The organism is Bradyrhizobium sp. NP1 (genome assembly GCF_030378205.1).
In the GTDB taxonomy this organism is placed as follows: Bacteria; Pseudomonadota; Alphaproteobacteria; order Rhizobiales; family Xanthobacteraceae; genus Bradyrhizobium.
The window spans coordinates 6,078,284-6,102,436 of the sequence record NZ_CP127385.1; the positions used below are offsets into that span (position 1 = coordinate 6,078,284).

General features: G+C 56.4%; 22 protein-coding genes and 1 pseudogene. 3 read left to right on the top strand and 20 right to left on the bottom strand.

Annotation, left to right across the window (positions count from 1 at the left end):
- Nucleotides 1-97 precede the first annotated feature (97 nt).
- Nucleotides 98-895, top strand: coding sequence for a GntR family transcriptional regulator (locus QOU61_RS29485; RefSeq protein WP_289654722.1), 798 nt, complete (start codon nucleotides 98-100; stop codon nucleotides 893-895).
- A 371-nt stretch (nucleotides 896-1,266) separates the two neighbouring features.
- Here QOU61_RS29485 and QOU61_RS37400 read toward each other — a convergent pair whose 3' ends face one another.
- Together QOU61_RS37400 and QOU61_RS29490 are read right to left on the bottom strand one after the other, a co-directional pair.
- The gene (locus tag QOU61_RS37400) at nucleotides 1,267-1,329 is read right to left on the bottom strand and encodes a hypothetical protein (RefSeq protein ID WP_502876986.1); all 63 of its coding nucleotides are present in this window, start codon (nucleotides 1,327-1,329) and stop codon (nucleotides 1,267-1,269) included.
- A gap of 89 nt (nucleotides 1,330-1,418) precedes the next feature.
- Complete coding sequence (locus QOU61_RS29490; RefSeq protein WP_289654723.1) at nucleotides 1,419-1,910, bottom strand: tripartite tricarboxylate transporter TctB family protein; 492 nt, start codon at nucleotides 1,908-1,910, stop codon at nucleotides 1,419-1,421.
- 149 nt (nucleotides 1,911-2,059) lie between these two features.
- Here QOU61_RS29490 and QOU61_RS29495 point away from each other — a divergent pair, with 149 nt between their 5' ends.
- Nucleotides 2,060-3,031 carry a tripartite tricarboxylate transporter substrate binding protein gene (locus QOU61_RS29495; RefSeq protein ID WP_289654724.1) on the top strand — a complete coding sequence of 324 codons (972 nt, stop codon included), beginning with the start codon at nucleotides 2,060-2,062 and terminating at the stop codon, nucleotides 3,029-3,031.
- An 831-nt stretch (nucleotides 3,032-3,862) separates the two neighbouring features.
- Here the strand turns inward: QOU61_RS29495 and QOU61_RS29500 are convergent.
- The 3 genes from QOU61_RS29500 to QOU61_RS29510 all read right to left on the bottom strand — a co-directional run bounded on the left by QOU61_RS29500 (nucleotide 3,863) and on the right by QOU61_RS29510 (nucleotide 8,206).
- On the bottom strand, nucleotides 3,863-5,410 hold the full coding sequence (locus QOU61_RS29500) for a tripartite tricarboxylate transporter permease (RefSeq protein ID WP_289654725.1): 1,548 nt from the start codon (nucleotides 5,408-5,410) through the stop codon (nucleotides 3,863-3,865).
- 319 nt (nucleotides 5,411-5,729) lie between these two features.
- Nucleotides 5,730-6,827, bottom strand: coding sequence for a Gfo/Idh/MocA family protein (locus QOU61_RS29505; RefSeq protein ID WP_289654726.1), 1,098 nt, complete (start codon nucleotides 6,825-6,827; stop codon nucleotides 5,730-5,732).
- 59 nt (nucleotides 6,828-6,886) lie between these two features.
- Nucleotides 6,887-8,206 (bottom strand): Rieske 2Fe-2S domain-containing protein, encoded by a 1,320-nt coding sequence (locus QOU61_RS29510; protein ID WP_289654727.1) that lies wholly within the window; start codon nucleotides 8,204-8,206, stop codon nucleotides 6,887-6,889.
- 100 nt (nucleotides 8,207-8,306) lie between these two features.
- On the opposite strand from QOU61_RS29510, the gene QOU61_RS29515 reads away from it, so the two are divergent.
- Complete coding sequence (locus QOU61_RS29515; protein ID WP_289654728.1) at nucleotides 8,307-9,368, top strand: PDR/VanB family oxidoreductase; 1,062 nt, start codon at nucleotides 8,307-8,309, stop codon at nucleotides 9,366-9,368.
- Nucleotides 9,369-9,608: 240 nt separating this feature from the next.
- Here QOU61_RS29515 and QOU61_RS29520 read toward each other — a convergent pair whose 3' ends face one another.
- The 15 genes and pseudogenes from QOU61_RS29520 to QOU61_RS29590 form a co-directional block, all read right to left on the bottom strand.
- Complete coding sequence (locus QOU61_RS29520; RefSeq protein WP_289654729.1) at nucleotides 9,609-9,845, bottom strand: hypothetical protein; 237 nt, start codon at nucleotides 9,843-9,845, stop codon at nucleotides 9,609-9,611.
- Nucleotides 9,846-10,080: 235 nt separating this feature from the next.
- On the bottom strand, nucleotides 10,081-11,001 hold the full coding sequence (locus tag QOU61_RS29525) for a dioxygenase family protein (protein WP_289654730.1): 921 nt from the start codon (nucleotides 10,999-11,001) through the stop codon (nucleotides 10,081-10,083).
- Between the two features lie 35 nt (nucleotides 11,002-11,036).
- On the bottom strand, nucleotides 11,037-12,098 hold the full coding sequence (locus tag QOU61_RS29530) for a maleylacetate reductase (protein WP_289654731.1): 1,062 nt from the start codon (nucleotides 12,096-12,098) through the stop codon (nucleotides 11,037-11,039).
- Between the two features lie 4 nt (nucleotides 12,099-12,102).
- Nucleotides 12,103-13,311 (bottom strand): flavin-dependent oxidoreductase, encoded by a 1,209-nt coding sequence (locus tag QOU61_RS29535; RefSeq protein ID WP_289654732.1) that lies wholly within the window; start codon nucleotides 13,309-13,311, stop codon nucleotides 12,103-12,105.
- Between the two features lie 97 nt (nucleotides 13,312-13,408).
- A complete protein-coding gene (locus QOU61_RS29540; RefSeq protein ID WP_289654733.1) occupies nucleotides 13,409-13,972 on the bottom strand; it encodes a chromate resistance protein ChrB domain-containing protein in 564 nt (187 codons plus the stop codon).
- Between the two features lie 126 nt (nucleotides 13,973-14,098).
- Complete coding sequence (locus tag QOU61_RS29545; protein WP_289654734.1) at nucleotides 14,099-15,064, bottom strand: VOC family protein; 966 nt, start codon at nucleotides 15,062-15,064, stop codon at nucleotides 14,099-14,101.
- A gap of 80 nt (nucleotides 15,065-15,144) precedes the next feature.
- Nucleotides 15,145-16,038 carry an NAD(P)-dependent oxidoreductase gene (locus QOU61_RS29550; RefSeq protein WP_289654735.1) on the bottom strand — a complete coding sequence of 298 codons (894 nt, stop codon included), beginning with the start codon at nucleotides 16,036-16,038 and terminating at the stop codon, nucleotides 15,145-15,147.
- 248 nt (nucleotides 16,039-16,286) lie between these two features.
- Nucleotides 16,287-17,345, bottom strand: a complete 1,059-nt coding sequence (locus tag QOU61_RS29555; protein WP_289654736.1) for a hypothetical protein — start codon at nucleotides 17,343-17,345, stop codon at nucleotides 16,287-16,289.
- A 292-nt stretch (nucleotides 17,346-17,637) separates the two neighbouring features.
- Nucleotides 17,638-18,759 carry a hypothetical protein gene (locus tag QOU61_RS29560; RefSeq protein WP_289654737.1) on the bottom strand — a complete coding sequence of 374 codons (1,122 nt, stop codon included), beginning with the start codon at nucleotides 18,757-18,759 and terminating at the stop codon, nucleotides 17,638-17,640.
- A gap of 401 nt (nucleotides 18,760-19,160) precedes the next feature.
- Complete coding sequence (locus tag QOU61_RS29565) at nucleotides 19,161-19,526, bottom strand: YciI family protein (protein ID WP_289654738.1); 366 nt, start codon at nucleotides 19,524-19,526, stop codon at nucleotides 19,161-19,163.
- Nucleotides 19,527-19,545: 19 nt separating this feature from the next.
- The gene (locus QOU61_RS29570; RefSeq protein WP_289654739.1) at nucleotides 19,546-20,463 is read right to left on the bottom strand and encodes a fumarylacetoacetate hydrolase family protein; all 918 of its coding nucleotides are present in this window, start codon (nucleotides 20,461-20,463) and stop codon (nucleotides 19,546-19,548) included.
- Nucleotides 20,464-20,662: 199 nt separating this feature from the next.
- A complete protein-coding gene (locus tag QOU61_RS29575) occupies nucleotides 20,663-21,838 on the bottom strand; it encodes an ABC transporter substrate-binding protein (protein WP_289654740.1) in 1,176 nt (391 codons plus the stop codon).
- A gap of 14 nt (nucleotides 21,839-21,852) precedes the next feature.
- Nucleotides 21,853-22,562: pseudogene (locus QOU61_RS29580) on the bottom strand (ABC transporter ATP-binding protein).
- Nucleotides 22,559-23,314 (bottom strand): ABC transporter ATP-binding protein, encoded by a 756-nt coding sequence (locus QOU61_RS29585; RefSeq protein WP_289654741.1) that lies wholly within the window; start codon nucleotides 23,312-23,314, stop codon nucleotides 22,559-22,561. Before QOU61_RS29585 ends, QOU61_RS29580 begins: the two are co-directional and overlap by 4 nt.
- The gene (locus QOU61_RS29590) at nucleotides 23,307-24,137 is read right to left on the bottom strand and encodes a branched-chain amino acid ABC transporter permease (RefSeq protein ID WP_289654742.1); all 831 of its coding nucleotides are present in this window, start codon (nucleotides 24,135-24,137) and stop codon (nucleotides 23,307-23,309) included. The genes QOU61_RS29585 and QOU61_RS29590 overlap by 8 nt, the downstream gene beginning before the upstream one ends.
- Nucleotides 24,138-24,153: the final 16 nt, after the last annotated feature.

The following is a 24,153-nucleotide window of genomic DNA, read 5'->3' on the forward strand; positions in this document are numbered from 1 at the left end:
CCCGCTCTCTCAAGGTTTGACGCCCGAAATCCACCGTTGTTTCAGTTTGTGCAATGCAGTACACTGTACGCAGTATTAGATGAGCATAGATTCTCCGATGGATCAGAGACTTAAGGCCAAGCAGCCTAACCCAGAAATCGCAAAGAAATTCGAGCGCCTGGAATGGGACACCAATTTTCGGGAGCGAAAAACCACCACGGATTATCTGGCCAACGCCCTCCGAATTGCGATCTACGATGGGCAATTCGACGACAACGAAGAACTTAACCAGGTTGAACTAGCGGAATTCTTCGGAGTCTCTCGAGTTCCGGTGCGCGAAGCTCTCAGACAGTTGCAAGCCGAAGGTCTCGTACAAAGTATTGCGCATTATCGCACGATCGTCAGCGGCATGAGCTTGTCTCAAATTATCGAGTCGATCGAAATGCGCGCGACTCTCGAAGCTCACCTGCTCCGAAAAGCCTCCAAGAAGCTGGATCGCGGAGCGCTGAAGGCGATCCGTCACATCTGCACTGAAGTCGACAACATCAAGGATTATGGCTCTCAATGGGTTCTCAAGAATTGGGAATTCCATCGGGCGCTTTATGCTCGGTCAGAGTCGCCGAGTATCATCGATACGGTCGAGCGTCTGCATCTAAAAATCGAACGCTACCTGCGACGAACCGGCGGCAGGGAACGCCTCCGGCAGGCTGCAGCTGAACACCGCCAAATTTTGAATGCGCTGGAGCAAAAGGATTTTGGCAAGGCGTCGACGCTACTCGAAAAGCACATTCTCAATTCTGGAGAAGTCATAAGGTGGCAATACGGTGCTACAGACGAAAGGCTTACGGACAAGGGCTCTCGCGACACAAAGGCGGGCACCCGGCGAAGGAAATCTTTCGCCGAAAGGCCTGATTGAGTCTACTCCAGTAGCGGGTTCGGTTCGAGTTATCGCGGAATTTTATAGCCCGTTGCACGGCAGGACGCTGCGCAATTGAGCCAGCGGGTCTCGGCGGCAAATCGCTCCTCTGCAGAGGGCGCCTTTCCTGGTCGAACTTTCGAAATGCGTGAGTTTGGCCGAACACCGGGCCAATGCCAACACCCTGCCACCACAACCATTCAAGCACCCGATAGCGCTTCGCCTCGTCAGACGGGATAAGACGACGAGTTTTGTCGGCCAAATACGTGAGGATCGCTCCCGACTCCACGAAAGTCGTTCCAGCTTCAGCATCCACAATAGCCGGAATCTTGTTGTTAAGGCTTGTGCGCAGAACGTCGCCACTAAGCTGGTCACCCCTTGGTGATATCGACCGGATGCACACGATAGGGAATTCCAAGCTCTTCGAGAGCGATCGAAACCTTGCGTCCATTAGGAGTCGACCAAGTGTAGGTCGACCGATCATCTTGCTATCATCCGGTTGCCATCCGACATTCACGTTCTATCAAAAAGGAAGCGGGCCTTTTGGTAGCGGGACGCCGAGCTGGATGAACCCCACATACGAAATTGCGACGCTCATTGCCGCGATCAGCCCAGACGCACGCCACGTCATGTCGCTGAAACCTCTCATCATGAGCATCAATACGAGAATGGTCGCGATCACGAACCCGATGAAATTGAGCACGAACGCGTAGGCGCACAGGGCGGCCGCAGCAACAACCACTCTCATCATGCCGGCTTCAAGCTTCAGCTTTTCAACGCCGCCGCTGAATGACCTTGCATAGATGCCGGCACCAAAGATCAGCAGCAGAACGGACAGAGTCTTCGGGAAAAAACCCGAGTCCGGGGCGCGAACCGAACCATATGGAAGATCCATTGACGCAAGAAGCGCGGCCGCCGAGATGAGACAAATTGCCAGCCCGCTTGTCCGGTCTGAATTTCCGAAAATGAAGCGAACGATTTTGCGCTCCGACTTCCCGGCAACGGTGTGATCCATTTGCGTTTCGCCTGACTGTTGCGCCTAAAGTTGCAATCAGAGCCCGTCCGATCTGGTGAACTCAACTCTTTGCAGCACCGGCGAGCTTATAGTACATACTGTATTCACATTTAGCTGCGTCCGCAAGCAGCATACCCGGGAGTGAAACAATGAGGCGCTTTATACTGTCAGCCGCTGTACTGATCGTCGTTGGTGCGACGCCCGGCGTTTGTTCGCCATCGGACTTTCCGGCCAAGGCCATCAGCTTGGTCGTTCCCTTTCCAGCAGGCGGTCGAACCGACGTGGTGTGTCGGATTGTCGCAAGCGGCCTGTCCAAGGAACTCAAGAAGCCCGTCGTAGTAATAAACCGTCCGGGCGCTGGTGGCGTGCTTGGCGCGCGTGAAGTGGCAGATGCGGCTCCGGACGGCTACACGCTCGGCTGCTTTTCCAGCGCGTCCGTGTCTGCGCAATACACTGTGCCGACGCCTATCTCTCTTTCAGAATTCAAGCTGATCGCCGTCGTAAACACAGATCCTGCAGCGGTCGCTGTTCAGTATTCGGCTCCTTATAAGAGCCTGAAGGACTTGATCGAAGCCGCGCGTTCAAACCCCGGAAAATTGCGTCTCGGTACTATTCCGGGAGCTTCTGCTCAGATCTTCGCCGCCGGTCTGCTGCTCGGGGGCGGAGTAAATATGGTTGAGGTCCCCTTTAAGGGTGATGCGGATGGAGCAATCGCACTAGCAGGGAATCACATCGATGCTCATGTCGCAGTACCGGTTTCTTATCAAGCTCTCGTCGCGGCAAAAAAGGTTCGGATACTCGCCGTTGCGAGCAACCAGAGAAGTTCATTTTATGGAATGCTCCCAACGTTCAAAGAGAACGGGATCGATCTTTCGATATCCGCTTTCCACGGCATTTTTGCACCCAATCGGACTCCGCCGATTGCCTTGAGCCGTGTTGCAGAGGCGATCGAAGCAGCCATGCAGTCGACTGAAGTACGAGACACCATGAATAAAGTTGGCGCTGGCTGGGCTAACATCAACGGTGAAAAAGCAGACGCCTTCCTACAGCAGCAGGACGTTACCTACAAAAACATCATAACGCAGTTGAAGCTCGATGAAGCTCACCAGGTACAAAAATAACAGGGAGAGGGCACCGATCCGTTCGGTGCTCTCTTTTTTCATCCGTCAAGACTATGCCTTTGAAACAGCGCGTACGCCCGCGACAGAGATTCTGGATCACTTGCTGCCTTCGAGCGCGACATCCGGCTTCGCGACGAAGTCTGAAGGGGTGCTGATGGGAACAACAACACCGTTGATTAGACCGCTAGCCTTATTCCCTAGCTCTGTCATCGAATTTCAGGATACTTCGGCGCGCGAGTATCGGGTGCAATCGCAAGCGGGTCGATTTTTCCCGCGTTCCGCATCGTCTTCAGAAACGAAAGGATGTCAAAATCGACATTCATATAGTTGCCCGCGACCGCTCGCTCTCCACCTCTGCGGAACGGTACACGCAAGACGTCAAGATGGGCTCGCTGCGCGGATGCGGCAGCAAAGATCTGCGCGGAACTGCCGATATCGATTCCACCCTGCAACTTGCGGAGAGTCGCGCAAATCCTATGAGCCCCCCAGTTCCTCGAACACGCCAGATGCGGAAACGGCGATCACAGCCGGCACCAATGTCAATCGCCGAGACGAACCCGTAATCAGCAACAGATGTCTTTGTGGGAACTCCGTATTGCGCGGTCGAAAATGTGCGGCACCTTTGGTCCCGAGCACCTCGCTTGTCATGGGTGATTTACGATAACGAACGGCTTTCCCAACGTTCGGCTGAGATATGGGCCGCTGAGCGAGCGACGAGACCCGTACCACCGCCGGTGGCTAAGGCACGACTACGGTAACGGGTTTTCGTTGGATAGGCTCCGGCTGCTTGCGTAGAGGGTGAAAATAGGAAGATCAGGTCGCCACAATCACCTAAGCGATCAAGCTCTTTTTGATTTTTGAGTCCCCTACCTTGTCGCCGCCACGTCCGCCAATTGACAGCAGCTTTCGAGCAATTGGGATTCCAATAACCACGAGAAACGCCGTCATTATCGTGCCCGATACAGGGCTGCCCCAGAAGACGAGAAAATCGCCGTTCGACATGATAAGAGACTGCCGCAGCGCGGTCTCCATTATAGGCCCAAGCACAAAAGCCAATACGAGCGGAGCATGAGGAAAGCGGAACTTGGTCATCAGGTACCCCAGGAGACCAAACAGCGTCATCACTACGATGTCTGTCGGATTATTGTTCACGCCATACGCTCCGGCCAAACATGCGAGTACGATAATTGGCAACAATATCCGGTTCGGTATCAGAGTGATTTTTGACAGCAGACCGATCAGCGGGAGCATCGTGATAAGCAGGATGCAGTTTCCGATAAACATGCTCGTCACGATGGCCCAGAATATCTGAGGGTGTTGCGCCATAAGCGTTGGACCTGGCGTCACGCCGTGCAGCATGAATGCTCCGAGTATGAGGGCCATCACGACATTGTCCGGCAATCCCAATGTCAGAAGCGGGACAAACCCGCTACACGTGGCTGCGTTCGCTGCCGCTTCGGGCGCGGCTACACCAGCGATTGCTCCCTCTCCGAACTGTTGTCCTGGCTTTCGGAAACGCTTTGCTACCGCGTATGCGACGTAGGATGAAATCGTCGCTCCACCACCGGGCAAAAGCCCGACGAAGAAGCCAGTGAACGATCCTTGCAGGATTGCTCGCCAAGCATCCTTCCAATCTTGCCGAGTTGGTAAGACGTTCAAAAGCCCCTTGGGGACGCTGATCGGACGCACCTCCCCTGTCAGCTTCGATTCAACCAAATTGAAGACCTCAGCAATGCCAAACAGTCCCATCACCATTGGGACCAGATCGATGCCGGACTGCAGGCTAAGAGATCCCAAAGTAAATCTGGCTGTACTCCTTACGGGATCCAATCCCACGGTACCCAACAATAGGCCAAAGATCGTTACTGTAACGGCCTTCCACATCGAGTCGGTGGCGAGATAACTCACCAGGGTAAGACCGAGCAGCGTAAGAGCAAAGTACTCGGGGGGCCCGAATTCCAAAGCAAATTCAGCCAGGGTCGGAGCTACGAGACCCAATCCGATAAGCCCGATCATTCCCGCGATGAAAGCACTGAAGATTGACATCCCAAGCGCCGCGCCCGCTCGACCACGTTTGGTGAGTTGATAGCCATCCAAAGCGACCATTACGGAGGCGGATTCGCCTGGAACACTGAGTAGGATCGACGTGACTGAGCCTCCATACATCGAACCGTACCAAATTCCAGCGAGCATGATGACGGCCGTGATCGTGTCGAGAAAATAGGTGATCGGAAGTAGAAGCGCGATTGTCGCTGCCGAGCCGAGCCCAGGAAGCACGCCGATGAGAACACCGAGGACAACCCCGACGAAGCATAGCAGGAGATTGATCGGGAGGAGCGATACGGAAAATCCCATCGCTAGGTTCGAAAAGATATCCATTAAGTTTTCCTCCTCGGGCTTCTCGTCTTTTCGGCAAGAAGTGTATTCAGGCTACTTTGGGTCAACAAATGCAGCCACAGCGCTGATATCTCGCTTTGGCTGAGCTACGGTGTTTTGCGCCGCTAAGTACAGAAGAAACGTCGAGCAAAGGGTATTTAAGGTGGCCCCATGCACGCCGCTTGCTATTCACGAACAACACTTGCTTTGGGGCCCCTGGAAGGTCGAGCGGATCCAAGCCACGAACTCTCATTACCGCTGTGCGGACGGCGCATCTGTCACGTGCCCGTCTTCGAGTGTTCAGCTGATGTGGCGGGCAGAGCTAGTCCGAGCATTTCGGGCGTGGATCTCCAATCGTTCCGTCTATCGCAAACTCCTGGAGGTCTACGCGTTTTCCCTTCGATAGAAGCGCACCCTCATAAACCTTCATAACCTGAAGGGCGAATTCCAGCGAACCCTTCTCGGGCATTTCGTTTTTCAGAATACAACTGCAAAAGTATTGCATCTCGTTGTAGATGCCTTGGGTGAACAGCGACTTGTTCTCCAGCGTGCCTTCCCTGTTTTGCGGCTCCCACACGAGTGCGCCGTGGTCAAAGCCTTCCGGGGCAAATGATGTATTTCGACCATATTCGAACGGAATGCCCCTATTGAAGATTACTCGGCTGCCATTTTCGACTACGACATGAGCCCCTTCACTCGCAAAGCTATACCGCTCAACGGGCTGCCCCCGGTTTGGACCTGAAATCATGTGGAAATTGCCAATGGCGCCATTTGCGAACTCTAAGACGCAGATGCCGCTCCCATCATTGGCGCGATGGACGGTAACGGCGGATACCCCTCCTCCGACAGCCATGCAAAGAGATAGCGGATGGCAACCATTGCGAAGCCAATTTGCAACGACGCCGCTTTTCAATACTTCACCGCCGTCTTCCGGGATGGTCATGGGATATTCGGCAAGTATTGTCTGTAGTGGCCCAAGCTCGGGACGAGAAAATATCTCGATTACCTTTTCGACCGCGGGCATAAAGACCTTCTTAAAGCCTACCACTGCAACACGATCACCTCGATGACGGATCATCTCGGATATTTCGTGAGGCCATCGCGCCGGAGGTTTCTCCAGCCAAACGTGCAAGCCCGCGTCAAACGCGGCGCACGCCAGCTCCGGATGCACTGTCGGGGATACGCTCAGAAGCACTGCGTCCAGCTCGACGTTACGATACATGTCGACGGCGTTTTCAAAGCACGCCTTCACGCCGTATTGGGCAGCCGTCGCACGGCACCGCTCCTTATCCACATCGCAGAATGCCTGTAACGAGACGGGCAAGTAGTTCATGGCCGGAAGCAGGTTTCGATAGGCGTGAGATCCAACTCCGACCATTCCCACTTTGAGTTTTCGAACGAATTCACGTTGATATGTCATGTGTACCGCGCATCACTTGACTGGAAAGAGGCGCGACTCGCGCCGCGCCTCTCGAAGGTTTAATGAACAGGGTCTTTGAGTATCTCTGACGCCTCTTGTTCATCGAAGTATTTTCGAATCAGCTCGGTCAAAACCGGGCTCCATTTATTTGCGGTTCGGGCCCTGCTCCGCAGCTGTGTTTGTTGATAGCCCCAATTGTCCTCATCCTCCACGTGCGGCACGCTAATGCTCTTTGCCTCTCCGGGATCACGGAAGACATTCAGAGGATCTTTTCCGCTCGCCACAACCTGGACTTGTTCGAGGAACATTTCACGAAGCAGGCGAACGCCTTTGTCAGACTCGCAAAGAAGCTCCTTCGTGCGATCGGAGATCGCGCCCTGCGCGATCCAGGCGGCCATGTCCTGCGTCGCATGGGCATCGAGGTCTTTCCACTTGATCTCGCCCATGCGATTTGGATCTTCGATGGGGACCGGAATGTGGAAATACGGGACCTTATCTTGTTTTGCGACGTCCCCCGGCTTGAGCCAGTGCGCCCTGATCAGAAAATAGGTGAAGTGTGCATCGTCAACTGGAACGCGGATTTGCAGGTCATTGACGGCGCGAGCAAAGTTTGGAAATACAACCTGGATCCCAATCCGCCAGTCCACGTCATCCTTCGTACGATCCCCGTATACTGCCCGCCTCAGGATACCAAGATTGTTCCGCTCGTAGAGCATCTCCTTGAGGCGCGCGCGATCTCCGTCGCCCTTGTGTTCGCCAGGCCGCCAGAAGCGCTTCCGTAAATCTGGCCTTCCCTGCCTCTCCAGAACGTAATCGGAGAATGCGACATGCAGCCAATCCAGGTGATCCTGATCGACCGCGTTCTCCATGCTTTGAAACCAATTGCAGGGCAAAGTTGCATAAGCGATTTCGTGAAGGACGTTCTCCTCCGTCATCAAATCCCACATGGGCAGCTCTGGCGCCGGAAGGGGCCCTAAGTACGCAAACACAGCACCGCAAGCTACTCGGACAGGATACGCTTTCAATTTTACTTTCTCGCAGTACGGATGCCCTCGGTCCTTTTCGGCGGGCTGTTCCAAACATTGCCCATTCTCGTTGAAGCGCCAGCCGTGATACGGGCAGCGCAACCCGGATTCTTCCGGCACACCCAAGACCAAATGAGCGCGACGGTGCGCGCAAAGACTGTCAATCAAACCCAGCGTGCCTGAACGGTCCCTGTAGAGCACAAGATCCTCTCCCAACAATCGGATGGATTTGACCGGGTTTTCATCCAGCTCGGCCGCTGCTGCGATCGGGTACCAATAGCGGCGCAATAATTCGCCCCCTGGTGTTCCGGGGCCCACCTGGGTGAGCATTTTGTTTTCTTCAGCGGTCACCATTCGTCATTCTCCCTCATCAAAATCCTTGAGTTCGCGCCCTGGGGTGCGAAGCCTGCACCGGCATACTGGCTACTGTATTCACTTTTTAGGTGACAGACAAGTGCATGGGGTGTATTCAGCCGGCAGGGCGGAAAGCTATTCCGCCGCAGTTAGGCACAACACTCCGCCGATGGGCGCCAATCCAGGCGGGGAGCCCACACAGGAAGCGGCTTTGCCGCAACAACTGATGCTAGATCTGCGCGTAAAATCTACGACCTGGGAAGCTCCCAACATCATTTCGTATGAGCTTAGATCCACCGACGGCTCATCGTTGCCTGAATTCACCGCGGGTGCCCACATCGATTTGAAGCTCCCCACCGGCGTAATGCGGAGCTATTCCTTGCTTAACCCTCAGGGGGAGAGGGACAGGTACATAATTGCCGTACAAAAGGATCGGATGAGCCGGGGAGGTTCGAAGTGGATACATCAAAATCTTAGGGCCGGCGAAGTACTTTCCACTTCCGGTCCGCGCAATAATTTCCGACTTCTGGAAGAGGCCGACAAGTCGGTCCTCATTGCAGGCGGTATAGGTATCACCCCTATGCTAAGTATGGTCGAACGCCTCAAATTCTTAAAGAAAGACTGGGAGCTGTTCTTCTGCGCTCGTACGCGTAATTCCACGCCCTTTGTGGAAAAGCTTCAATCTGACGCGCGCGTCCGATTTAATTTTGACAGGGAACGAGGGGGCAGCATGCTCGACATGGCGACCCTAATCAGTTCATACGACCTCCACACGCACTTTTATTGTTGTGGCCCTCTATCTATGCTCGAGGCATTTGAAACAGCCACTGCACATCTTCCTCGCGAGCAGGTTCACGTTGAATATTTTACGGCGGCAGAGCCTCCTGCTACCGCGGGAGGCTTTAAGGTTGTTCTGGCTAAGTCGGGTCGCGAAATCGACGTCCCTCCTGGCAAGACTATTCTCGATGCTTTGAACGATGCTGGAATTGTGACACCGTATTCCTGCGCCGAAGGAGTTTGCGGGACGTGCGAGACCTTTGTTCTCGAAGGTATTCCTGATCATCGAGACCGAATTCTTACCGAGGCCGAGAAGACGTCGAACAAGAAGATGATGATCTGTTGCTCGGGATCCAAGAGCGAGCGACTTGTCTTAAACCTCTAATGAGCAGAGCAAATTCGAACCTACCTCGCCAAAAGAGCGCTGTAACAAGGTCACGACGCCCTTTTGCTAGCGAGGTTAGAGCTTCACTGTTACTCCGCTATACAGCGACGATTCCGTACAGCTAAACTCAAACCCTTAGTGCGGCGACCTAATCGACTGATGCGTCGCCGTCGATTGCGGGCCAGCGCCGATATGCGTCCACGTCTCAAGCTGACTCTCTGAAATTGCCGCGCTATCCTCCTAGACAAACAACCTTTTCAAATCCGCATCCTGCTTCCCGAACGACTCCGCGCCCCGTTGCCTGAGAATGTTGAGCTTTCGCTGGTCATGCTCGAACAGATCCGTCGCCATTTCGGGCCGGCCGAATGTCTCGCTGACGCGCACCGTTGGCAGGTGCCGAAACAGGACATATCGAAGCTGGTCCATTGACTGCGTATTGATTTCGAGCGTCCGTTGCAGAAGCAGGACGCTGAGCAACCGCTGCGTCCATTTGGTCGAGCTGTACCAAGGACATTTCCGAGACGGATAGCGTCCGGCCAGGCCGACGACCTGATCTCCGCAGTAGAGTCTGGGTCCGACCCGCTAGCGTATTGTTGCTCGGACGAGAACGATCTCCGCGCAAGCGATCAGAACCCTAGCTCGAACTGGGGACCAGTTCATATCATGGGGATTGGCTGGCGTTTTGCATATAGCTTGCAGCACATCCCAGTGCTCAACGAAAACCGTCCTTATCGCGAAAAATGTCGACGAACGGCTGATCCCGCCCACGTCCAGGATCTAGAAGTCGGTAGTGAACCATAGGGGCGAGAACGAAATTGAACGGCGAGCGCCATAGTGTCGGTGCATTGGCCAAGCGCTCGAAGGTCGCAACCAGTGTCTCCTTCACGCCAAAAACCGCGTCGGAGTCGATATAGAAGTCGTCGCCCACAAAGGTGTGCGTGACCAGCCTCTGGAAGCCTTCGGCTGTCACCAGATAGTGCATGTGCGCCGGACGGTAAGGATGCCGACCGAGACGTGCAAGCATTTGACCCACGGGGCCATCATCGGGGAGCGGATAGGATACCGGCTTGATGCCGACGAAGCTGTATCGTCCGTCCGAACCCGTGACAAAGATACCTCGATTGTTCCACTTCGGCTGCGTGTCTGGCTGCTGCACATCGTAGAAACCGTCAGCATTGTCTGACCAGACGTCGAGTCGCGCTCCCTCGATCGGGCGGCCGTCGAGATCGAGGACACGGCCTTCAAACAGACAGCTTTCGCCCTTGCAGTCGAGTGATATCGTATCGCCCATAGCTCGCACCGGCGCCCCCTCTACATAGAAAGGTCCGAGCACGGTGCTTTCGGTCGCCCCCACGGGGCGTCTATTATTGATCGCGTCGATCAGCATTGAGAAGCCCAACGCGTCTGACAGAAGGATAAACTCCTGCCGCTCACTGGTGCAGATCTTGCCCGTACGCGTCAGGAAGTCGATACCGGTCTCCCACTCCGCCTGGGTCATTTGTGTTTCCTTGGCGAAGGCATGGAGATGGCGGACGAGGGCGCTCATCATCTGCACCAACCGCGGATCGATATTCCTGCCCATCCGCGCGTTGACGGTTTCCACTGAATTTTCCTCGACGAAATAGGACGACACGTTGGCCACTCCCTTGTACCTTTCGAAGCGTTGGCTTAATGCGGGTGCGACCCCTCCCAGGCCTTCTGCAGAAGGCCTCGAATGTCCCCTCTCTCGATTGGCTTCGGATTCCAATACGGGTTCTCGGCCGCCAGCTTGGCGGCTTCGTCCAGATCGGTCTCGCTCAAACCGAGGCTCTTGAGCGCGAGGGGCGCCCCAAGCGATGCGGCGAAATCGTAGAGCCTACTGCCAATCGGACCGCCGACAAGCTCCTCTGCGGGCACCAGCATCTCTGCCGCGGCGTCGGCATTGTAGGCCGCCGTGTGCGGCAGCAGAATTGCGTGTGTCGCGGCATGGGGCAGGTTGAAGCGGCCGCCCAGCGTGTGGCAGAGCTTGTGGTGGAGAGCCATGCCGACTTGTGCCAGCACCGTCCCACACAGCCAAGCGCCGAACAACGTCTGCTCCCGCGCCGTGAGGTCGCCGGGACAAGCAACGACCCGCGGTAGGCTAGTGACGAAGGCACGCAACCCGCCGAGCGCAAGCTGCGAGGACAGCGGATTGCGGTCGCGGGCATACAGAGCCTCAACCGCGTGGGCCATTGCATTGAGACCGCTGGTGACCGTCAAGCTCAAGGGCAGCGTGGCCACGAGTTCGGGATCGTAAAGGATGATCTCCGGCTGCACCTTCGGCGACCGCAGTGTTTCCTTCACACCGTCCGCAGACTGCCCCAGTACCGGAGTCGCCTCCGAGCCGGCATACGTGGTCGGAAGCACGATCTGGGGCAGATCAGTCCGCAGCGCGATCGCTTTTGCTAATCCGATCGTGGAGCCGCCTCCGATGGCGACGAGGCAATCCGCCGTCTCCGCCGCGGCAAGCGCGGCCTCGGTGATGCGGACGGGAGTGTGCATAGTCGCTCTGGAGAAAATGCCGAGCGCCCGCGCACCTAGATCGGCCATCGTCGCTTCGCCTTGCGCCACCTGCTCCGGCGTGCTGAGAACCAGTGCGCGGCGGAGCTTGCGCGCATCCATCTCCGCGCCAACCTCGTGCCTCACACCTGCCCCAATGCACACGCGCACCGGCGGATAGCCGCGTTCGAAGCCGGCATGGAAGGTCCGCATACCGTCAGCCCGCCTTCTTTACGAAGCCGGCGACTTGTCGGTAGCGCGCGGCGACCTCCTCCAGCTCCTCCGGCGAAATGAGATCTTCGATCCGATCCTGCGGCCCCTTCACGCGCGCGGCGGCGATGTCAAGGACCTCCTCCGGGCCACTCTTGCGGTTGGCCAGGACCACTTGCGTGGTGGCCGGGCGGCGAACCCGTTCGTAGTTGAGAAGGGCTTTCGGTCCAGGATGGAGATCAAGCGCGTCGGCGAGAGCGCGGGCGTCGATGATGGCCTGCGACCCCCCGTTTGCTCCGATCGGATACATGGGATGCGCGGCGTCGCCAAGCAGCGTAACTCGGCCCTGCGTCCACCGGGGCAGCGGATCGCGGTCAATCATGGGGTACCGAGTGATTTTTTGCGTGCGTGTCAGCAGCGCCTCGATGTCGATATCCGGCATCCGAAAATCCAGGAACTCGGAGATGAAGTTCCGATCTCCCTCGCAGCTCCAATCGGCCTCGTCGGCGGCCCGGGGCTGATCGTGGCGCACTTCGGCCACCCAGTTCACGAGCGCCTTGCCGTCGCGCGCGGCGCGACCGCTGATGGGATAGCATACGATCTTCACATTGTGGTCACCGGCGATGAACATCGTCACGCCGTCGCCGAAGGGCGCCTGCAGGTTGGCGCCGCGCCACATCATCGTGCCCTCGTAACGCGCCGGCCCTTCGTCGGGATAGAGTTGGCGGCGCACTTTGGAGCGAAAGCCGTCCGCACCGATCAGGATTTCACTCTTGAAGGCACCGCCATCTGAGAAAAGCACGTGCAGCCCGTTTTCTTCCTGCGAAAAGCCTGTGACGACCTTCCTGGTCGTCACCGCATCCGCGCCGGCTCGGGCACGGACCTCGTCTAGCAGAAGAAACTGGAGTTCACCGCGGTGGATCGAGTACTGCGGATATTCGAATCCCGCTTCGACGCAGCGCGGGTCGGACTGGATTAGGTGACCGAAGCGGGTACGGTATTCGATCGCACGGGTGCGTATGGCCATCTCGTCGAGAGCAGGACCCAAGCCGAGGCGGTGCAGGACGCCGGAAGCGTGGGGCATGATGTTGATGCCGACGCCTAGCGGCTCCAGAACGTCCGCGGCTTCGAAAACCCGGACTTCATGTCCCTGCTCGTGCAAGCAAAGTGCGGCTGTCAAGCCGCCAATGCCCGCACCCGCAATCGCAATCTTCATGTTGTTCTCCAAGGTCATTCGAGACGGACACGCCCCATGCCGCCGCAGTCCACCGCCGCTCTTGGTACTGTGGTTTATTCGCGATCGGCGCGCATCCTTACGATACTTGCCGATGGTAAAGAGCCGGGTCGCCGGACGCAGAGGAATCACTCATATGCGTCGCAGTTAGCTCCCGCTTAATTACGTTCCAACGCTCGGGTATAGGTACGTTCAGGATTTCAGGCTTGTCGGACTCAAGCACTTTCAAGCGGCAATAGGCATAAAGCGAATCATAGAAAATGAGGCTCTTGTCTATGTTGTCGTTATCATTTGCGCTTATGTTCATCATCCCCTGAGAAAGGGCGTCAAGACCTATTCCAACCGGATCTTTCAGTGCGGCAACGTCTGTGTAGCCACGTTCGATCTGGCTAAAGACATGAGTTATGCCGGAATCAATAATTGTGGCCAATATTTCCAAAGCCCGATCTTCGATCTTGTACTTGCGTAGAATCTTTCGAAACGTCGACCCATCCGCGTCATGGATGCCCAGCTCCACGCCGGGCAACGCGAATGGAATGGCTCCTGATGGCGGCTTAACATCCGAACCGAACGGAACGAAGATGAACTCTGCGTCCGAATCGATAAATCGCTTGATCAACCAAGGCGACGCAACCCGATCCATGTGTACATGATCTCTAGTCACCCATTTCATAGCAGCTACCTTTCCTGAATGCAGATTGACTGAATCGGATTGCGGATAAGATTGCCTGATCAGGCTGAAACCCTAAGACGACAGATAGATACTTTCTCAGAGCATTATTTTCGGAAACTCGCGAATATCCCATTCACTTATCGACTTGGATTCCATTGTTGACCATTGCCTGGGCACATAGGATGCATCATCTAAAATGATCTCTTCTTCGGTCGAGTATTCGATGACGTTTCCAGTATAATCCTCGAAGTAATACGCGATGTTATGACCTGGCCCGTGGCGCATCGGTCGCCAAATAATGTTTACCTTGCCATCCTTTTCCATGGCGGCGTGGGACTCTTCCAAGGCGTTCTTGTTCTTCAACGTAAATTGCACATGATGAAGCCCGTCATACTCGGAAGCAGCGACGGCATAGCAATGCCAAAGCTTTCCCTTGTCGCTTCCACTGCGGAAAAAACCTAGCAACGGTTTGTCGGTGGGATCACATATTCGCCCGGACTCTTGGAGACCGAGAACACGCGCCGCAAAGTCATACGCGGCGGGGATATCGACCGCGCGTATAACCGCGTGGTCGAGGCATAACGGCTGTGGCGCTTTCTCCGATGGAAAAATGTTGCAGGCCATCGGCTCAGTCGTCCTGACACCCACAGTCAGTTCGATCGTGGCGCCGCCGGGATTCCTCACCCTGAGTGCCGGTCCATGGCGCCAAAGATCCGACTTCTCCACGCGCACGATCGGCACGTCAATCTGGGCCAATCTCGTTTCGGCAGCTACCAACTCGGAGGCTTGGTTTACGACATACGATATATGATCGATCTTGCCATGCTCGCCATTTGTATAGACGAGGGAATACGGATCGTGGCCACCTGCTGCAAGATAATGTCTGCCCGCGGAATCGACATGAACTAGATAGAAGCCCATATGCCGGACCGCAAATTCCGCTGCGGCTTCCGGCTCGTCGGCGCACAAGGCGATATAGTTCCCGCGAACGATCCCCAGGGAAGCAAAGTCATTGAACGGCCCAAAGATCTGCTTGGGAATACCATGTCGATTGTCTGCCATATCTTTCCTCTGTTTTTGCGCTGTGGACTGCTGATTTGTTGGCTATTCTACAAGAGCCAGGATGGCGCGTTCATGCTGCCTTAGGACCGACGAGGCGGAACACCCGCCCTTTCGGAAACAACCTCGTAGATCGAAGCGACGTCCGCATCGCCCAGGCCCTTCTCGATCGCGTCGCCATACATGCGGGCGGCGGCCGTGAGCAGCGGCACTGGACATTGGATTTCCCGCGCTATCTCTTGGATAAGGTCGATATCTTTCTTGAGCCCCGAATTGGTTCCCATGGCGGGGGACCATTCACCATCGATCATCCGCTGAGCGCGCGCGGTAAGTTGAACAGAGCCGCCCCCGCTGTTGACGAGCGCATCGACAAGGTTCTTCGAAGGAATTCCCAATTTGCGCCCGAGTGCCAGGCACTCGGCGGCAGCGGACAAGTTCACAGACACGAGGTGATTTGCACATAACTTGATCCGCTGGGCGTTACCGAACCCCCCCATATAGTAGACACTTGGAAGGATCGCCCTCAGGATCGGCAGTAAATTATGGCACTCGCGCTCCCCACCGCTGACGAACATCGCCCCACGCTTGGCGACGACCATATTCGGTGTCGCGCTGATAGCGCCATCCAGCATGACGGTACCGCGAGACGCCAATTCGTCCCGGATAGCCACCTTGTCTGCAATGCCTAGCGTAGAGAGCTCGACCAGAATCTGACCCTCGCGAGCATTCTTCACCAGCCCGTTGACGGCAAAGACCACACTGCGCAGAGCATCGAAGCCGGGCAGGACCGTGAAGATTACCTCGCAACGGGATGACACTTCAGCGCAACTCTCTGCCGCAACGGCTCCAGCGCTGACGATGCATTCCCGATTCGTACGACGAAATGCGACGACTTCGTAACCTCCTTCGAGCAGATTTCGGAGGATCGGCAGGCCAATGTTCCCCACTCCGACCATCCCCACAGGTCCCGGTTTCATCTCATCCTCCACACCTGGCGCTGCGTGCGATTGGAGCCGCCCGAACGTACGGTTCAATTTCCTCAAAACCTCGGGACCAGTTGCCGATTTCGCGCAACGGGTTGCCCGCCGGGATTCGCTTCTCGGTCTGATTGAACGAAGACATTCCGATTTGATCCTGAAACCGCTCGCGCATACCCAGTCCTTCCGGCTAAACAATTGAGGACTGAATCGTCCCCTTCGCTCTGGCAAGTTTTTTCAGAAAACTGCTAGAGCCGGAATCCGACCATGCCGGCCACCGTTGCGCTCGCGAACAGCGCACCGATACATATGACGGCCAACGCCAGGCGGTCCGACAGTAACTTTCCCATGCCGTGCGAAAGAAAGACCACGCGGAGACCGCAAGCCAGGTGAGTAAAGATCGTGAAAACCGCAAACCAGTAGTACGGGACTAGCCGCGAGTAGTTGAGGCTACCTAGGAGTCCAGTTTTAGATCCGGTGGCGAAAATCCAGTTCGTATCAACGTTGTTCACCCACCGAGCGAACACGAGAATGATCAGCAAGTGTGCGCTCAGGAATGTCATGAGGCCTATGCCGGTGCCAATCTGAAGTATGCGAAAGGGCTCGTTTCTTTCGGATTGCTTGACCAATGCGAGTTTTAGTCCCGTGACAACTTGAAACAGAAACAAGCCGAGAATACCGGCCTCGACGAGACCAATGCGGTACCATTTGCGGAGGAAGTCCATTACATCGATATGGACTTGCGCGCCGAGCAGCCCAACAAAGTGATTGCCAAGATGGGCGACCAGAAAAAGCACGAGAATGGTTGCGGCCGACACGCCGTGGGCAAAACGTAGCTTGCGTGTCTGCGCCCCCGTTCGGGCGATGAAACGCTGCTCGCTGGGGATAGCTGCAAAGATGGTCAGCGCCGCCCAAACCGGGAGCCAGAACAGCCAATCATTCGGCGATATGCGCAGCCCGGCAAACACCACGAGTTCGAGGGTAAACAGCGCAGGGCTGGCAAACGCCAGATAGGCGATCCAACGTTTGCCAAGGAACGCATCAGAGTGTTCGCGCGGTCGCAGCAGAAGGAAATAGCTCGCCAAAGTCGGTATGGCGGTTAGGCACAGCGATGCCGCCGTAGCAAACAAGAAGGGCACCTTGCCGTTCCCCTCCGCAGCCCGCATGGCGCTAAGAGACGTGAAGAAGCACCAGACATACAGCGGAAAGGTCATAGCCGCGAGCGGTGGCAATATAGATGCGGCCCTGGCGGACAGTACAGGAGTTGCCTGAACTGCCGGTTCCGAGCCAAGAGGTATATCTGTCATCGGTATCCCCTCCTAAACAGCGCGGCGCGCCGCGCTGTGGGACTGGTGGTGAACGGGTTCAGTCTTGGTGTCATCGTCATCTCCTGTCGGGGGATTGCGGAGACGTGACGAGTTGCGCCCACAACTTGTGACATGGAGAGCAACGTTTTCTCAGAGCGTTGGTCGACATCGATGTTGGTCCGCTACCCGGGATGCGTTAGCGTCCGCTAACGGCGCGCTTCCGCGCACATTTGAGAAACCAGAAAAATTGGTGCCGCGGAGCGTCGCGGCACCCAGTGGGAGGAAGGAAGGCTTAGAACTTCACCGTTACGCCGCCATAGACGGTCGATTCGGTGCAGGAGTTGGTGCTTTGACCGGTTGCTGCGATCGTGCAGACGCCGGGCATCGCATTGCGGTCGAGGCCAAACTTGTTCTGCCAGTAGCGATAGGCGACCCAGAGGTCGACGAAGTGTGAGTACTTCGGACCGACGAACGCTTTGCTCGCGTCAAAGGTCAGACGGATCGGCTCGCTGTTGAATTCGATCTTGGAAGCGGTGCTGAACCGACCGACGCCCGAAAGCGCCGGGAGATTGTTGAAATCGCCTTTCGGCCCATACCAGCCGGCGCGGCCGCTGATCGAGAAGAACTGCATGTTTTCAGGCAGGAAGCCCAGATCCATGTAGTAGTTGGTTTCGACCGCCCATGTTGGATTGTAGTTGACGTTGCCGTCCGCGTTGCAGGTGACGCCGGCAATACCGGGACCAAACAGGCCGCATTGGGTGAACGCGTAGTGGTTTGAGAACTCCCAGTATGCCAACGGAGCGACGTTGAAGTAGCCCTTGTAGGGCAGGTCGAAAGCGAACTGCAGACCGGCAACGACGTCGCGCTTGGTCGGAGCCAGGAAGATGTTTTGCAGGTTACCGTCCATGCCGACTTCGAACGAAATGTTATGCAGCGGTCCGATGCTGAAGGCCTTGGTGTTGAAGATCTGGTTCCAGCCGAAGGTGGAGCGGAACAGGCCGTAGATATCCGTTTCGCCGGCGCAATTGCCGAAGCCACCGGTGATGGTTACACCGGGTGCGACGCAGGGCGAGGCCGGATCGTTATGGCCCGACTTGAGCAGCATAATGTTGAAGAAATTTGTGCCGTAGGCCCATGCATCGAAGTGAGTGAACGAATAGACCTGCCTGGCGGTCGTACCTTCAATCCCGCCACCCGGCTTGACGGTGAACATGCCGGGATCGGTACCCTTCGGCATCCATGAGAAGGAGACCCGGTCATCGATCACGAAGAAGAACGGCAGATCAGCGACCGGATTCGGCTTGGCCTTCACCGGTATCGGGACTGGATCAGCGGCGTTGGCGACGCCAATCAGCACGCTGCTCACAAGCGACAGCGCGGCTGCCGTTGCTATTGATCGGTAGCGAAAGGTCATTTTCATATCCCCCCAAATTGTTAACGATCAAAACTATTCTATACGGTGCAGTGTAATTAAACTATACGGTATGGTGTAGTTTTGCAACGCGATTCTGTGGCAGAACAATCACACACAGAATGTTTTGGTTTTCAGAGCGATCCGTCTTGCGGAACGGTGGCGGTCGACAGCCGCCGGTGCCACTTGCCGGCGGCCGCATCCCGACGGGATACCGGTACGCGCCAAATTAAAGAAACAGGACTGCACCCACGACAAGCATGGTTGGTATTCAGCGCCAGAGAACTGGACCCCTGCGAGCCACGGATGATTCCAAAGACGGAAATGGCAATACCCGCCGTAGACCGCCTAAATCCCCGATTGGCTATCTCATGTGCACTCGTGAGGCGAGACGGCGGGATCAGTCAGCTTGCTTGCGCACTGTCATCGGACATGCAGACCTGGAGCGAGAATGCGCCTTCGTGGATGAACCAAGGCTCGACAGCAAAGTCACGCACACCGGCCTTGACGATAGGCTCGTTTTCCGCGATCGCCCTCGCCTCATCTTCGTCCTTGACAAGAAGCACGGTTACACCGTTTGGGCCTTTTCGTGTGCTCAAGGGACCAGAAGCAAATAGCTTTCCTTTTTCTTCAAGCAGCTTGATGTATTGAAGATGCTCGGTGATCCACGGATCCAGCTCTTTGTCCTTGGCGTACCAAAAGACAATGAAAGACACCAGCTTAGGCATCTTCGAGACGCCCGGCTGTGAAACTTCCGATGGTGTAGACATGTGTTCTTTCCAATGGACGCTAAGCTTTCATGATATTGACTAGTCGGCCGAGTCCCTCGATCTCGATGGCGACCTCATCACCTGCGAGGAGGAATTCTTTCTTGGGCATCCCGACGCCTGCGGGAGTACCAGTCGCGATAACATCGCCGGGGAACAGCGTGATATGCCGGCTGAGATAGGCAACCTGCTCTGCAATTGAGTACACCATTCGAGACGTGTTGGAGGATTGCTTGACGACACCGTTGACGGTCAGCGCTATGTCCAGATTTTGCGGGTCGGCAACGAATTCTGCCGGCGTTAGCCACGGTCCCATGGGTGCACTACCGTCGAAGCACTTTTGCCCCAGAAAGTCGTAGATGAACGGGCTGTCCTCGCGCTTGATCAGGTTGCGGGCTGACAGGTCGTTGATAGCAAGATAACCCGCGACGATCGAGAGGGCGTCTGCTTCCGGGATGTTGCTCGCCTCGCGCCCGATCACGACGCCAAGCTCGGCTTCCCAATCCAGCATCGTGGTAAAGGGCGGAATGCGAATGCACGCACCGGTTCCTACGATCGAGCCACGCGTCGTTTTGACAAAGAACCAGGGTTCTGGTCCTTTCTTGAAGGTCGGAGTAGCCCCCGTTGTCTGTTTGACCGACTCAGTCATTTCGTCGAGGTGGTCCCAGTAATTGGACCCTGCGCAAAAGAACGCTCCCGGATACTGAACGGGCGCACCAAGCTTGGCCTCTTCGAGTGGGATCGACGGAACTGCGGAGAGATCGACCTGCGCAAGCGCCGACGATATGCGAGCACGACTCTCATCCCAGTTCCGAAGGAGTTCGAGGACGGTGCAATCGCTACCGATCAAGTCCACCGTTTGAAAAATGTGCCCTTCATGCAGAATGGCACCCTTTTGGCCCCTGCTATCCGCCAAACTGACCAACCGGTATTCGGCCACTATCTTGCCCCCTCGTTGTCAATGCGCGTGGGTTGGAACTCACCGATGTTGCGTAGCTAAAGGCCGAAGTCTGGGTAGTTCATGGTCGAGGAACGCCTGTGTCCTGGAGGCCAGGAATCCCGATGAGAACGAGACCGTTCATCGTCCGGAATTTGTTAGCTTCGTCGATCGATCATGCAGTGAAGTCAGAAAGCCCATTTCATTTCATCGGGCAATCTTGGTGGTATTGATCCATTCCCGCCTCAGTCAACGTCGCAAGCAGATCATTTTTTAATTCGCCACTTTTGGTCTTGGAGACACGGTTCAGGTAGTAATTCTGAATCGGGAAGTGGTTGTTGTTGAACGCGAAGTATCCGCGGATTGAATCGTATTTCACGTTCCGAAGCGCTTCGCGGAAAGCATCGCTATTTTCCACGTCGCCATTCACTGCGGTGACTGCGGCATTCAAAAGCAGGACCGTGTCGTAGGCCATCGCCGCGAGAATGGATGGCGTTTCTCCATACTGCTCCCTATAAGCTTCGACGAATTTCCGGTTTGCCGCATTGTCGAGGTTCTCGCTCCAGTTTCCGACATGTACCAAGTCGATAGCTGCGTCCCCGGTCGCCTTAAAGGTCGACACATCGGCAATCGTCGTCTGAGTGTAGATCTTGACGGCTTCCCGCAGTCCCGACTGCTTCAGCTGAAGCAGGAATGCTGCACCCGGGGCACCCGGCAGGAATTCGACAATCACCTCGGGGTTCGCGGCGCGCAAACGGCTGATCTCTGCTCCGTAATCAGACTGGCCCAACGTCACGAGGACTTCCGCGACCAGGTCCTTGCCGTAGCCGCGTTTCACACCTGAAACGACGTCCCAGCCAGCCGCATAGTTGTTGGTGATGACTGCGACACGCTTAACGCCTTCCTTGGCAAGATATGCTCCGACCTCCTGGAACGTGCTAGCGATAATCCAAGATGCAAGGAAGTAGTTTGGCTGGCAGTTTTTTCCGGCTCTTGACGTCTCGCCACCCGAAACCGCCATCACGAAACGACCGGTTGGAAGTACGGTGGAGAGCACAGCTTCCGAGACGTGCGAGTAGAGAAGACCGGACATGATATGAATTTTGTCCCGCTCCATCATTTGACGCGCGAGCTGAACGCCAACCTCAGGCTTCGCCTGGTCGTCACCCGTGAACAGTTTGACTGGGAGTCCGCCCAGCTTGTTGCCGGTGTGTTCGAGTCCCAGTCGGAAGGCGTTAAGCATATCGACGCCTTGGTTGCCTCCTTGCCTGGATTGTGGGCTGATAAAGCCAAGTCTGATTTCGTTGGGTGCCGCCGATGCAAAGCTTGACATGACTGCCGCGATGAACGCGGCGACAAATATTCCGGTCAATTTCATGGGTCCCTCCCTGTTTAGACACCGAGATGCTTAAGGTGAAGCTGCCCATCTTCGGCGAACTCCCTCGCCGGTCCCTCCCAGACCGTTCGGCCTTTCGAGAGAACAACGACACGACGTGCAATTCGCGCAAGCGCTTCGATATTCTTGTCGACGACGACGACCGACAGCCCCTCCGACGCGATTTCCTCCAAACTCGCCCAGATTTCCCTTCGGATGAGCGGCGCGAGCCCCTCGGTCGCTTCGTCCATGATCAGAAGCTTGGGGTTGGTGACCAAGGCCCGGACAATCGCCAACTTTTGCTGCTCTCCACCCGACAGCGTGCAGGCAAGTGAGTTGCTGCGCTCGTTCAATCTGGGAAAGAGCTGATAGGCGCGTGATTTTGTCCAAAGACGCCCAGTCGGACCTTCGCGCTCTGCCAGGGTCAGATGCTCGTCCACGGTCAAATCATGAAAAACTTGCCGGCCTTCCGGGACCAAGCCAAGCCAATGCCCATTCTTGCGATGCGATGGATCGAGGCACCGGCTATGTCAGTCTTGTTGAAGGCTAGGGAGCCAGAAGATTTTAGCAGTTCACCGGTTATCATCCTGATCGTCGTCGTCTTGCCCATGCCGTTGCGGCCGACAAGACCGACGACTTCGCGTTCGCCGACGCGGAAATCGACGCCGAAAAGAACCTGAACTGGTCCGTAACCTCCGGTGAGGCCGGACACTTCCAAAAGGCTCACCAATCGTTCCCCGTTCCCAGATAGGCCTGTTGGACTGACTTGCTTGCACGGATGTCGTTGGGATGAGCGGTCGCGATGAGCTGCCCCTCAACCAAAACCGAGATGCGGTCCGCCAGCGCGAAGATCGCATCCATGTCGTGCTCGACCAGGAGGATCGCACACTCGTCCCTCAACGTATCCAACAGCTCCGTGAGGCGTCGCCCTTCATCAGGACCAACTCCGGCCATCGGCTCATCCAGCAGTACAACGCTGGGTTCGAGAGCCAACGCCATTGCCAGTTCCAACTGGCGTCGCTCGCCGTAGGAGAGGGTTGACGCCTTCGCACTGGCACGCTGCGCAAGCCGCACCTTTTCCAGTGCGCACATTGCTTGTTCTGTCGCACTCGCGTCTGCTGTCGCGGGCCGCCACCAATGGAGGGTCGGCAGCTTGCTTCCGATCGCGGCCAGCCGCGCGTTCTCCAGGACAGTGAAGTCGTTAAGTACGCTTGACACCTGGAAAGATCGCGCCAACCCTGCGCGGACCCGCTCGTACGTCGGCATGTTTTCGATGCTTCGACCTCGAAGCGTGACGGTGCCCTTGTCCGGCCGCACTTCTCCCGAAATCTGATTGATAAGAGTCGATTTGCCAGCGCCGTTCGGGCCTATGAGGGCGTGGATCTCGCCCGGCATGAGTGCGAGACTGATGTTGTCGCTCACAACGAGCCCACCAAACGATTTGCAAAGTCCGCGTATCTGGAGGATGGCCTCAGTCATCCCTTCCTCCCAAAGCGCGATTGAGGGCGGGATGAACACCCCTGTCGAAAAGCAGTACCGACAGCACGATGAGCAGCCCGAGAAAGAGACGCCAATAGGTGGTGTACGGCGCCAGGATCACTTCCACGATGACCAGAACGAAAGCCCCAAACATGCCGCCGTAGAGCGATCCAATTCCGCCAAGCGCAGCCATCGCCAGGAGGTCGCCCGACATGATCCAGTGGAGATACGACGGGCTGACGAAATAGTAGTAGTTGGCCGCCAGAATGCCGGCTACGGCGGTCGCAGCGGCAGAAAAGACGAATGACAGCAACTGTAATCGAGGCGTCCTGAAGCCCAGCGCCCTCATTCTGCGCTCGTCACACGCGATCCCGCGAAGCACCGCGCCCATCGACGCGTGCGACAATCGGTAGATGACGAACGAGATCGCCACCAGGACCGCAAGCACCACGTAGTGGAAGGTCACCGTGTCCGCGATCGAGAGTCCCGCGATCGAATTGCGCTCGGGAAGTGCCTTGCCGTCGGCCGCGCCGAATCCCTGAATGCTCGATACGACGATAAAGAACATCTGGGCGAAACCCAGCGTAAGCATGATGAACGACACACCCCGCGTTCTAAGAGAAAGCAGACCGATCAGAGTGGCGACCATTGCCACAAAGCCGATGGCAAGGGGCCATACGATGAACGCGTCCTTCAGACCGGCGAGGTTTGCTGCCAGCACTGCGTACGCTCCAAGACCGAAGAAGGCCGCATGTCCAAAGCTGGCCAGCCCACCGTGCCGGATGGCAAAACCCAACGCGCTAGCGCCAAGCCCATAGATCATGATCCGAGTCACTTCC